The sequence below is a fragment of the Nocardia sp. 149-1B genome (assembly GCF_057747975.1).
Genome location: NZ_CM173233.1, coordinates 3038704 through 3050342, shown reverse-complemented (window position 1 = coordinate 3050342; position 11639 = coordinate 3038704). Strand labels below are relative to the sequence as shown.

The 11639-nt window shown below is 70.7% G+C and carries 7 protein-coding genes; 5 read left to right on the top strand and 2 right to left on the bottom strand.

Translation table 11 applies throughout. The annotated features are described in order from the left end of the window. Nucleotides 1-39 precede the first annotated feature (39 nt). Nucleotides 40-3474, bottom strand: a complete 3435-nt coding sequence (locus AC3ANS_RS14580) for a M36 family metallopeptidase (protein ID WP_488292303.1) — start codon at nucleotides 3472-3474, stop codon at nucleotides 40-42. A gap of 128 nt (nucleotides 3475-3602) precedes the next feature. Here AC3ANS_RS14580 and glgP point away from each other — a divergent pair, with 128 nt between their 5' ends. Continuing rightward, on the top strand, nucleotides 3603-6188 hold the full coding sequence (gene glgP, locus AC3ANS_RS14575; RefSeq protein WP_488292302.1) for an alpha-glucan family phosphorylase: 2586 nt from the start codon (nucleotides 3603-3605) through the stop codon (nucleotides 6186-6188). Nucleotides 6189-6328: 140 nt separating this feature from the next. Here the strand turns inward: glgP and glgX are convergent, their stop codons facing one another. Then, nucleotides 6329-8485, bottom strand: coding sequence for a glycogen debranching protein GlgX (gene glgX / locus AC3ANS_RS14570; protein ID WP_488292301.1), 2157 nt, complete (start codon nucleotides 8483-8485; stop codon nucleotides 6329-6331). Between the two features lie 93 nt (nucleotides 8486-8578). Between glgX and AC3ANS_RS14565 the strand changes: the two genes are divergently transcribed. The 4 genes from AC3ANS_RS14565 (at nucleotide 8579) to AC3ANS_RS14550 (ending at nucleotide 11599) form a co-directional block, all read left to right on the top strand. Then, the gene (locus AC3ANS_RS14565; RefSeq protein ID WP_488296504.1) at nucleotides 8579-9358 is read left to right on the top strand and encodes an enoyl-CoA hydratase/isomerase family protein; all 780 of its coding nucleotides are present in this window, start codon (nucleotides 8579-8581) and stop codon (nucleotides 9356-9358) included. A gap of 7 nt (nucleotides 9359-9365) precedes the next feature. Next, a complete protein-coding gene (locus AC3ANS_RS14560) occupies nucleotides 9366-9698 on the top strand; it encodes a hypothetical protein (protein ID WP_488292300.1) in 333 nt (110 codons plus the stop codon). Nucleotides 9699-9854: 156 nt separating this feature from the next. Further along, nucleotides 9855-10634 carry an electron transfer flavoprotein subunit beta/FixA family protein gene (locus AC3ANS_RS14555; protein ID WP_488292299.1) on the top strand — a complete coding sequence of 260 codons (780 nt, stop codon included), beginning with the start codon at nucleotides 9855-9857 and terminating at the stop codon, nucleotides 10632-10634. Between the two features lie 11 nt (nucleotides 10635-10645). After that, nucleotides 10646-11599, top strand: a complete 954-nt coding sequence (locus AC3ANS_RS14550; RefSeq protein ID WP_488292298.1) for an electron transfer flavoprotein subunit alpha/FixB family protein — start codon at nucleotides 10646-10648, stop codon at nucleotides 11597-11599. Nucleotides 11600-11639 lie beyond the last annotated feature (40 nt).

Below are 11639 nucleotides of genomic sequence, written 5' to 3'. Positions count from 1 at the left end.
TCGCGAGGACCGGCGACGGCTACTCGACCAACGGCTGTCCTAGTACACCTGCAGCTCCGCGGCGTGCACGATGGTGCCGCGGTCGGACCCGGCCTTGCAGTCGGTGGTGTTCGTCGGGTCGCTGTCCTGCTCCCCGGCGTACCCGGCGTAGCCGGTGCACTGGTTCTCCAGCACCACGAACCGGATCGCGGCCGCCTTCGTGGCCGGTACCCGGAAGGCACGCAGCGTGAGGTCGGGCGCGACCGGGCGAGGTCGCACGGCCGGGAACGCGTTGGCGGGGGAGACGTAGAAGCGCTTCCAGACGGCGTTCGTCGATCCGCAGTCGCGGACACAGGCCTCGAGCGCGAACTGCCGCAGGGCGGTGAACCGCGAGCCCGAGTCGGGGTCGGGATCGGCGGCGAACGGCAGCTGGTTGGGGTCGGCGGGGGCCGGGTTCAGCATCGCGCTGACCTGGACCCGGTGAACCGTGTGGACGCCGCCGGCGAGGTCGACGGTCACCGAGGGGTGCGACTCGTCGACGTTCGTGCCGGACACCCCACCCCAGGCGGTCTTCTCGGTGCCGTCGAGCAGGGCACCCGCGTTGAGCGAGCCGTCGCTGGCGCCGAGCAGCCGGGCGCCGCTCTTGGCGGAGGCGAGGTTCCGCGGCGCCCGGACGTTCACCGTCTGCGACCCGGTCCGCACGTTCATCGTGAACCGCTTGAAGCCGCCGGACGGCGAGACGTAGAGCATCTCGTAGCGACCGGGCACGAACCGGGCGGTGTTCTTGAGCTTGCCCGCGGCGGTCGTGTCGGCCACGGGGGTCGCGCGAGCCTCGTAGTGGCCGACGTAGAACTTGCCGGGACGGTTGGCGTGGAACCTCACCGTGCCGTTCTTGGACCGCGGGGAGGCGAAGCTCGGCTGGGTATCGCCGGAGTCGGCGTTCGGTGACGAGGCGCCCTGCCCCATGCCGCGCCTCGCGAACGCGTCCCACATCGCCGTCAGGTCCTGGCCGTGGAACCGCATCTGGTCGGCCGCGAGCATCGCGTCGCGGGCGTCCAGCATCGAGGTCGCGCCCTGCTGCAGGAGGAAGGCGTCGAACACCAGCTGGATCCAGCGGCGGTTGCCGGGGCACTGGCTGGCGGGCAGCGGGCTGCCGGTGGTGGTGGCCTGGGCGCAGCGCAGCTGCAGCGCCTTGTCGGTGTAGGGGAACTGGCTGTTCCACTTGTTCACCAGGGCCTGCCGCACCTGCCACTGGGTGCCGTTCCAGATCTCGCCGTCGGCGTGGACCTCGTTGCCGGTGCTGTCGAAGCCGTAGTCGGAGTAGTTGAGCGGGTTGTCGTTGATCGCGTAGTCGCGGATCGCGACCGCCTTGTTGCCGGTGGCGTAGACGCCGACCGCCCACGGGTTGCCGCCGTTGGCGTAGCCGTGGCTGAACATGTACTCGCCCGCGGTCAGGTCGCCCCACGACTCGCCCATCGCACCGCCCTGCTCGGAGGTGATGCTGTCGTCGGGCCCGCCGATCATCCGGTTGCTGATCGCGTGGGTGTACTCGTGGCCGACGATGCCCATGTCCAGGCCGCCGTCGACGCAGGGGGAGTAGAACGCGCCGGCGATCGGCTGGAAGAGGTACTGGTTGGTGATGCCCGGCACGCCGTCCTGGAGCGTGATCTGGTTGGCGTTGTCGCGGCCGAGGTACGACGGCTGCCCGCCGGTCAGCGCGCCCGCCTGGGCGTTGCCGACCTCCTGGTCGCCCGCGACACCGCCGCGGCCGAGGTTGTCGAGCTGGAGGTTGTAGTTGTCCTCGGTGAAGCCCAGGTAGTAGGCGTAGTCGTGCATCCGGTTGTGCGCGACGAACAGGTTGGTGACGGTCGCGTCGATGTCGTTCCCGCCCGGCACCAGCTGGCTGGGGTTGCAGCCGGAGTTGTTCCAGGCGTCGGTGAACTCACCGGTGTACTCGCGGGTCGGCGAGATCGGCGCCTGCGCCGTACCGCCCGGAGCGAGCGGGTCGAGCCACGCCTCGTGGGTGTTCGCGTTGTTGCCGACCGTCGTCATCGAACCCACGCCGGTGGAGGCGACCGCGTCCCACGGACCGGGGGCGGCGACGTTGCGGAACGGGCCGGTCGGTGAGGTGCAGCCGGCACCGGCGACCCAGCAGCCGATCACGGAGTTCGACGGGGTGGTGTCGGGGGAGTAGTCGAGCGAGGGGTTGGCGGTGAAGTAGCGCCACTTCGGGGAGAAGCCGGTGTCCCCGGTCGAGGGGCCCGCGGTGTCGCTCGTCGTCACGCTCGCGACGTAGTTGCCCGGCGGCAGGAACGGCACGGTCGGGCTGGCGAACGGGCAGACCTGCATCGTGTAGATCCCTGCCGGGATCGGGGCGGCGGAGTACGTCGCGGCCTCGGGGCTGGTCGCCAGGTCGCTGGCGACCAGGAGCTGGCCGGACGGGTCGAAGATCTTGACCTCGATGTCGTTGAGCGTGTTGGCCTCGGCCGCCACCGCGACGATCTGCTTGGTGTTGGCGTCGGTGAGCTCGAACTCGTGCTTGGGTCCGCACTCGGTCGCGGTGACCTCGCCCTGGAACTGGAAGGCGTCGCTGCTGTTCTCGGCCTGGTTCTGCCGGTGCAAGATGGCGCCGGTGACGCCGTCGACCATCAGCGTGTAGGCGAAGGCCGACCCCTTCTCCGCATCGATCACGTCGGTCTCGAACACCGGCCGGACGGTCCCGTCGGCCAACGCGAGCGCCCGGAGTCGCACCAGCTGCTGCTGGGGGTAACCGGGCACGGTCAGCCGGGTCCAGCCGTCGGCGACCCGGGAGGTGATCTTGCCCAGCACGCCGCCGTCGAGGGTGCGACCGACGTCGGCGGCGGCCTTCGTCCAGGCCTGCACCGGCGTCAGGGTGGCGTCGGGTGCCGCCCCGGAGGCCTTCGCGATCGAGGAGGAGACGTAGGCGATCTCGCCGTTCGCGACGCCGACGGTGACCAGGCTCGCGAGTGCGGGGGCCAGGTCGCCGAAGCGCTGACGGAACAGCACGGCGTGGGCGTCGCTCTGGGCCAGTCGCTGGTCGTTGACCAGCTCGAGGTCGGCGACCGCCGCCCGGGTCATGCCGAACACCGCCGCGTGGTCGCTCAGCCAGGCGCGGGCGGCGGCGACCGGGTCGCTCGAGGTCGCCCGGGCCAGAACGCCGTCGGCGGGCAGGATCGAGGCGGGCGTGCCGAGCTGGTTCCAGCGCAGGTCGACCGCCCCCAGCCGGGCCGCGGCGGAGCGCTGGGCCGCGGAGGGCAGCGCGGTGCCGCGCGCGTCGAGGTCGGTGAGGCCGGCGACCGGGTCGCCGAGGCTCCCGAGCGGGTGCACGACGCCGTCGGTCGCGGTGGTGGCGCGGGCCGTCACCGGGCTCGCGGCGAGGGCAGGCAGCTGCGCGAGCCCGGGGACCAGGGTGGTGGTCAGCAGGGCGAGCGAGGCGGCCCGGTAGCGGCCGCGGCGCGGGGGTGTGCGGGTCATGCTCCCGTCAACGCCGGACGGCTGGGTTCGTTATGTGAACGATGGCCCGGGCGGGCGTGACGAGGACCGCAGGATAACGTTTTCGCGATTCTTTGATCGTTCCAACCTTCAGGCTGTACCGTCGCCGGGTGCGTGCGATCCGTCGGTTCACTGTCCGTCCTGTCCTGCCTGAGGCCCTCATCCCGCTGGGCGACCTCGCCGGCAACCTGAGGTGGTCCTGGCACCCCGAGTCCCAGGACGTCTTCGAGTCCGTCGACCCGGTGCTGTGGGAGTCCACCGGCCGCGACCCGGTCAAGCTGCTCGGGGCCGTCGGCCGCCGACGGCTGGAGGAGCTCGCCGTCGACCAGGACTTCCTGGGCCGACTCGGAACGGCGCACGCCGACCTGCAGCGGTACCTCACCGAGGACCGGTGGTACCAGCGCCGTCTCGCCAGTGGTGAGCAGGGCCCGACGGCGATCGGCTACTTCTCCCCGGAGTTCGGCATCACCTCGGTGCTGCCGCAGTACTCCGGCGGCCTCGGGATCCTCGCCGGCGACCACCTGAAGGCCGCCAGCGACCTCGGCGTACCGATCATCGGCGTCGGCCTGCTCTACCGGCACGGTTACTTCAAGCAGTCGCTGTCTCGTGAGGGCTGGCAGCACGAGGACTACCCCGTCCTCGACCCCGACGGCCTGCCGATCTCGCTGCTGCGCGAGGAGAACGGCACTCGCGCGATGATCAGCGTGGCCCTCCCCGACGGCCCCGAGATGCTGGTGCGGATCTGGGTCGCCAGCGTCGGCCGCGTGCCGCTGCTGATGCTGGACACCGACGTCGAGGGCAACCCCGACCACTACCGCGACGTGACCGACCGGCTGTACGGCGGCAACAGCGAGCACCGGCTGCGCCAGGAGCTGCTGCTCGGCGTCGGCGGCGTGCGGGCGCTGCGCGCCTTCTCCCGCATCACCGGTCACCCCGCGCCCGAGGTCTTCCACACCAACGAGGGCCACGCCGGCTTCCTCGGCCTCGAGCGGATCCGTGAGCTCACCGTGGCCGAAGGCGGCCCGAAGCTCGACTTCGAGACCGCGCTCGAGGTCGGCCGCGCGTCGACGGTGTTCACCACGCACACGCCGGTGCCGGCAGGCATCGACAGGTTCCCCCTCACGCTGATCGAGCAGTACTTCACCGAGGCCGGCCCGACCCCCGGCGTACCCGTCGAGCGGATCCTGGCCCTCGGCACCGAGGACTACGAGGGCGGCGACCCCTCGGTCTTCAACATGGCCGTGATGGGCTTCCGCCTGGCCCAGCGTGCCAACGGCGTCTCCGAGCTGCACGGCCACGTCAGCCGCGAGATGTTCAGCGGCCTGTGGCCCGCCTTCGACGAGGCCGAGGTGCCGATCGGGTCGATCACCAACGGCGTGCACGCGCCGTCGTGGGTGGCGCGCGAGGTCATCGAGCTCGCGGTCGCGCAGGGTGCCGACCTGGACTCCGACGACACGGCGGGCTTCTGGGCCGCGGCCGACAAGGTGCCGGGCACCGAGATCTGGGCGGTCAAGCGCACGCTGCGCGAGCGGCTCGTGGTCGACGCCCGCAAGCGGCTGCGCCGCTCGTGGGAGAAGCGCGGCGCGGCCAAGGCCGAGCTGAGCTGGATCGACAACGTGCTCGACCCCGACGTGCTGACGATCGGGTTCGCGCGGCGCGCTGCGTCGTACAAGCGGCTCACGCTGATGATGCGCGACCCCGAGCGGCTCAAGTCGCTGCTGCTGCACCCCGAGCGCCCGATCCAGCTCGTGATCGCGGGCAAGGCGCACCCGGCCGACGACGGTGGCAAGAAGCTGATCCAGGACATCGTCAAGCTCTCCGACGACCCCGAGATCCGGCATCGCATCGTGTTCCTCCCGAACTACGACATCGCGATGGCCAAGCCGCTCTACCCGGGCTGCGACGTCTGGCTCAACAACCCGCTGCGCCCCTACGAGGCGTGCGGCACCTCCGGCATGAAGGCCGCGCTCAACGGCGGTCTCAACCTCTCGGTGCTCGACGGCTGGTGGGACGAGTGGTACGACGGCAACAACGGCTGGGCGATCCCCACCGCTGACGGCGTCGACGACCCCGACCACCGCGACGACCTCGAGGCCGCGGCGCTCTACGACCTGATCGAGAACGACGTCGCCCCGCGGTTCTACGACCTCGACGGTGAGGGTGTGCCGACCCGCTGGCTCGAGATGACCCGGCACACGCTGAAGTCGCTCGGCCCCAAGGTGCTCGCCACCCGGATGGTCCGCGACTACATGCGCCAGCTCTACGCGCCGGCCACCATCACCGCGCACCGGCTCAACTCCGACTACCACGGAGCGGCCGAGCTCGCGGCCTGGAAGAAGCGGATCAAGGCCGGCTGGCCCGACGTACGCGTCGACCACGTCGAGAGCAGCGGCGTCGGCGACGCCCCCGAGGTCGGCGACCAGATGAGCGTCCGGGCGTTCGTCGCCCTGGGCTCGCTCGCCCCCGAGGACGTCGACGTCCAGCTCGTGCACGGCAAGACCAACGCCGAGGACGAGCTCGTCGAGACGCTGCTCGACTCGCTGCACGTCGTGGAGTCCTACGAGGGCGGCCGGCACCGCTTCGACGGCGACGTCGTCCTCGACCACTCCGGCGCGTTCGGCTACACCGTGCGGATCATCCCGCGCAACGACGTGCTGGCCTCACCCGCCGAGCTGGGCCTGGTCACCCTGCCCTGATCGCGTCTGGCGTGTCGACTTCGTCGCCACGCCGGCCGCGGATCGCTCTGGGGTCGGTCATCAGACGGTGTGGTTGCGGTGGGCGCATTGGTGCAGGCGCGCTGACTCGGCGGTTCGAGCTGTCGGCGCGCGAGACGCGGTCAGGTCTCGCGGAAGACCACCACGGTGCGGCGGCCGATCGAGAGCCGGTCGCCGGCCTTGACGGGGGTGCCGACGGGGAGCTTGAAGTCGGTGGAGAGGACGACCTCGCCGGCCTGGACCCAGTCGTTCTCGGGGAGGGTCACGCGCTGGGGCAGCCAGTCGGAGTTGAACCACAGCACGAACGTCTTGTCGACCTGCTGCTCGCCCCGGGGGCCGGGGGAGCGCAGCGGTGAGCCCGAGACGAACATGCCGACCGCGCGCAGCGACGGGTCGTGCCAGTCATCACCGGTCATCTCGCGCCCCGAGGGGTGCAACCAGGCGAGGTCCTTGGGGCCGCCGCGGATCGTCGGTCGCCCCTCGAACCAGTGCCGCTGGCGCAGCGCCGGGTGCTCGCGGCGCAGCCGGAGCGCGGTCTTGGTGATCTCGTAGACGTCGAGCCAGGCGTCGTCGGGACGCCAGTCGACCCACGAGATCTCGTTGTCCTGCGCATAGGCGTTGTTGTTGCCGCGCTGGGTGCGGCCGCGCTCGTCGCCGGCGGTGATCATCGGGACGCCGTTGGACAGGCACAGCGTCGCCATCATGTTCGCGACCTGACGCCGGCGTACGGCGAGCAGGGCAGGGTCGTCGCTCTCGCCCTCGAGCCCGTGGTTCCAGGACCGGTTGTTGTCGGTCCCGTCGCGGTTGTCCTCGCCGTTCGCCTCGTTGCGCTTGTGCTCGTAGGTCACCAGGTCGCGCATCGTGAAGCCGTCGTGGGCCGTGACGAAGTTGATCGAGGCGTACGGCGAGCGCCCGTCGTCGAGGTAGAGGTCCGAGGACCCGGCGAGACGAGTGGCCACGCCGCGGATGCTGGAGGTGTAGTTGCGCCAGAAGTCGCGGATCTCGTCGCGGTACTGGTCGTTCCACTCCACCCACGGCGGCGGGAACTCCCCGACCCGGTAGCCGTCCATCGACGCGTCCCACGGCTCGGCCACCAGCTTGGTGTGCCGCAGCACCGGGTCCTGGCCGATCGCGGTGAGCAGGTGGCAGCCCATGTCGATGCGGTGGTGCACGCGGGTCAGCGCGGACATCAGGTCGAAGCGGAACCCGTCGACGTGCATCTCGGTGACCCAGTAGCGCAGCGAGTCCAGGATCAGCCGGAGCGCGAACGGGTTGGAGGCGTCGACGGTGTTGCCGCAGCCGGTGACGTCCCAGTAGGCGTCGTCGAACGGCTCGCCGGGGTGGTCGTTGCCGTTGCGGCAGTAGAACCCGCGGTCGTCGAGCCCGCGGAACGACAGCGTCGGTCCGGTGACGCCGGCCTCGGCGGTGTGGTTGAAGACCACGTCGAGGATCACCTCGATGCCGGCGGCGTGGAACGCCTTCACCATCGCCTTGAACTCACTGACCTGCTGGCCGCGGTCGCCGGACGCCGAGTAGGCGTTGTGCGGGGCGAAGAACCCGATCGAGTTGTAGCCCCAGTAGTTCACCAGCCCCCGCTCCAGCAGCGCGGTCTCGGAGACGAACTGGTGGATCGGCAACAGCTCGACCGCGGTGATGCCGAGGTCCTTGAGGTAGTCGACGACCGCGGGCGTCGCGAGCCCGGCGTACGTGCCGCGGAGCTCCTCGGGGACGCGGTCGTGGAGCGCGGTCATGCCCTTGACGTGCATCTCGTAGATCGCGGAGTCGCGCCAGCGGTGCCGCGGCGGCGCGTCGTCGCCCCAGTCGAAGCCGTCGTCGGCGACCACCACGCTCATCGGGACGTACGGCGCGGAGTCGGCGTCGCTGCGCCGGCTCGGGTCGTCGGCGGCGTACCCGAAGATCGCGGGGTCCAGCGTGAGCGTGCCGGAGACCGCCCGGGCGAACGGGTCGAGCAGCAGCTTGTTCGGGTTGAACCGGAGGCCCTGGGCGGGGTCCCACGGGCCGGCGACGCGGTAGCCGTAGCGGGTGCCGGGCTCGACCCCGGGGATCGCGCCGTGCCAGATGCCGAGCTCCTGCTCGGTGAGGCGGTGCCGTCGCTCGCCGCCCTCGTCGTCGAAGAGGCAGACCCACGCCGCGGTCGCGCGCGGTGCGTGGACCGCGAAGTTCGTGGCCTCCGCCGACCACGTGGACCCCATCGGGTGGCTGCTGCCCGGCCAGACCGGTGCCCGCTCACCGCGGTTGCGCCAGAGTCCAGGGGTCACCGCGCCATTGTTCCTGATGAGGGCACAATGCCGAGGACGGTTCGCGAAGATGAGAGAGGCGGTTCACTGATGGCTGAGTCGACGTCTGGGTCGATGGGCGAGTTCGTACGACTGGAGGTGGCCGACGGGGTCGGCACGATCCGGCTGGACCGGCCGAAGATGAACGCGCTCAACGTGCAGGTCCAGGAGGAGATCCGGGCAGCGGCGACCGAGGCCGCCGAGCGCGACGACGTCAAGGCCGTGATCGTGTACGGCGGCGAGCGGGTGTTCGCCGCGGGCGCGGACATCAAGGAGATGGCCGACATGTCCTACACCGACATGGTCAAGCGCTCCGGGCCGCTCCAGTCCGCACTGACCGCGGTCGCCCGGATCCCCAAGCCGGTCGTGGCCGCGATCACCGGCTACGCGCTGGGCGGCGGCTGCGAGCTGGCCCTGTGCGCGGACGTCCGGTTCGCCGCGGACGACGCGGTGCTGGGCCAGCCGGAGGTCCTGCTCGGCATCATCCCCGGCGCGGGCGGCACCCAGCGGCTCACCCGCCTGGTGGGTCCGAGCAAGGCCAAGGACATCGTGTTCACCGGCCGCTTCGTCAAGGCCGACGAGGCCCTCGCGATCGGCCTGGTCGACCGGCTGTTCCCGCCCGCGTCGGTCTACGACGAGGCGCTCGCCTGGGCGCGGCAGTTCGCCGGGGCGGCGTCGTACGCCCTGCGTGCGGCGAAGGAGAGCATCGACCGCGGCCTCGAGGTCGACCTCGAGACCGGCCTGGAGATCGAGCGTCAGCAGTTCGCGGCGCTGTTCGCGACCGAGGACCGGTCGATCGGTATGCAATCCTTCGTCGACAACGGACCGGGCAAGGCGCAGTTCAAGGGCAGGTGAGCGGTAGGTGGCGGATCGCAAGGCGATGACGGCGCGCCGTGGCTCGCGGGTGCGGGTCTGGGCGGCCCAGGCCGTGTGGACGCTCGCGGTCCTCTGCGCGCTGGTGCTGGCGGTGGGCGCGCTGTGCATCGCGCTCGACGCCAACCGCGACAACGCGCTGGTCAAGCTGGTCCTCGACGCCGCGGACGTCGTCGACGTCGACGTGTTCTCCCGCGGCAACGGCATCTTCAAGTTCGCGGGCGCCGACGCCGAGACCAAGAACGCGCTGGCCAACTGGGGGCTCGGCGCCATCGCCTACCTGGTCGTCGGCCGCCTGCTGGAGCGTCTCGTCCGCCCCTGACCCGGCGCCGTCGTCACCGAGACCGTGACAGTGCCGCTGTGACATAGCCAACCCCGCTGCGAGTTTCGACCATCCCTACGCGGCGGTAGCCTCACCACCACATCCGAGACACAGGAGGGGCCGAACCGGCCACACACCATGAACATTGTCGTCTGTGTGAAGTACGTGCCCGATGCCACTGCCGACCGGCAGTTCGAGTCGGACAAGACCGTGGACCGTGTCGGCGTCGACGGGCTCCTCTCGGAGCTCGACGAGTACGCCGTCGAGCAGGCCTTGCAGCTGAAGGAGAAGGCCGGCGATGACACCAGGGTGACGGCGCTGTGCGTCGGACCCGAGAAGGCCGTCGACGCGGTGCGCAAGGCGCTGCAGATGGGTGCCGACGACGGCGTCCACGTCGTCGACGAAGCGATCGCCGGCTCCGACGCCGCGGCGACCTCGCTGGTGCTCGCAAAGGCGATCGAGAAGGCCGGAGCGGCCAACAAGGTCGACCTGGTCGTGTGCGGCATGGCCTCGACCGATGGCGCCATGGGCATCCTGCCCGCGATGCTCGCCGAGCGCCTCGACCTGCCGCAGGTCACGCTCGCCTCGGTCATCGAGACCCAGGGTGACCAGGTCCGCGTCAAGCGCGACGGCGACTCCGCGACCGAGGTCATCGGCGCCACCATGCCGCTCGTCCTCTCGGTCACCGACCAGTCGGGCGAGGCGCGCTACCCGTCGTTCAAGGGCATCATGGCCGCGAAGAAGAAGCCGCTGGAGACCTGGTCGCTGAGCGACCTCGGGGTCGACGCCGGGCAGGTCGGCCTGGGAGCGGCGTGGACGGCCGTCGAGGACACCACGGCCCGCCCGCCGCGCACCGCCGGCGAGATCGTCAAGGACGAGGACGGGTCGGGCGCCACGGCGCTGGCCGGCTTCCTCGCTTCGAAGAAGTTCATCTGAGGAGCTGACCGATGTCTGAAGTTCTCGTTCTCATCGACCACGTCGACGGTGCGGTCCGCAAGCCGACGTACGAGCTCCTGACCATCGCCAAGCGGCTGGGCGAGCCCTCCGCGGTCTTCATCGGCAGCTCGGCGCAGGGCGCCGAGGTGGCCGAGAAGGTCAAGGCGTACGGCGCGGAGAAGGTCTACGTCGTCGACGACGCGCAGATCAAGGGCTACCTGGTGGCTCCCAAGGCCGAGGCGCTGCAGCAGCTGGCCCAGAAGGCCTCGCCTGCGGCGATCCTGATCCCGTCGACCTCGGAGGGCAAGGAGGTCGCGGCGCGGCTGGCGATCAAGCTCGAGTCGGGCGTGATCACCGACGCGGTCGACGTGACGGCCGACGGCACGGCCACCCAGTCGGTGTTCGCCGGCAACTTCACGCTCACGGCCAAGGTCACCCACGGGACGCCGATCATCACGGTGAAGCCCAACTCCGCGGCTCCGGAGGAGTCTGCCGGGGCAGGGGCGGTCGAGGAGTTCGCGGCGACGATCTCCGACTCGGCCAAGAAGGCGCAGATCGTGGCCTCCCAGCCGCGCAAGTCCACCGGTCGCCCCGAGCTGACCGAGGCAGCGATCGTCGTCGCCGGCGGTCGTGGCACCGGCGGCAACTTCGAGTCGGTCGAGGGTCTGGCCGACGCGCTCGGCGGCGCCGTGGGTGCCTCCCGTGCGGCCGTCGACTCCGGCTGGATCCCGCACACCTTCCAGATCGGTCAGACCGGCAAGACGGTCTCGCCGCAGCTCTACGTCGCCACCGGCATCTCCGGCGCCATCCAGCACCGGGCCGGCATGCAGACCTCCAAGACCATCGTCGCGGTCAACAAGGACGAGGAGGCGCCGATCTTCGAGCTGGTCGACTTCGGCGTCGTGGGCGACCTGCACACGGTCCTGCCCGCCCTGACCGAGGAAGTCACCAAGCGCAAGGGCTGAGCTGTGACAACGTTGACCCGCCCGAAACTTTCGGGCGGGT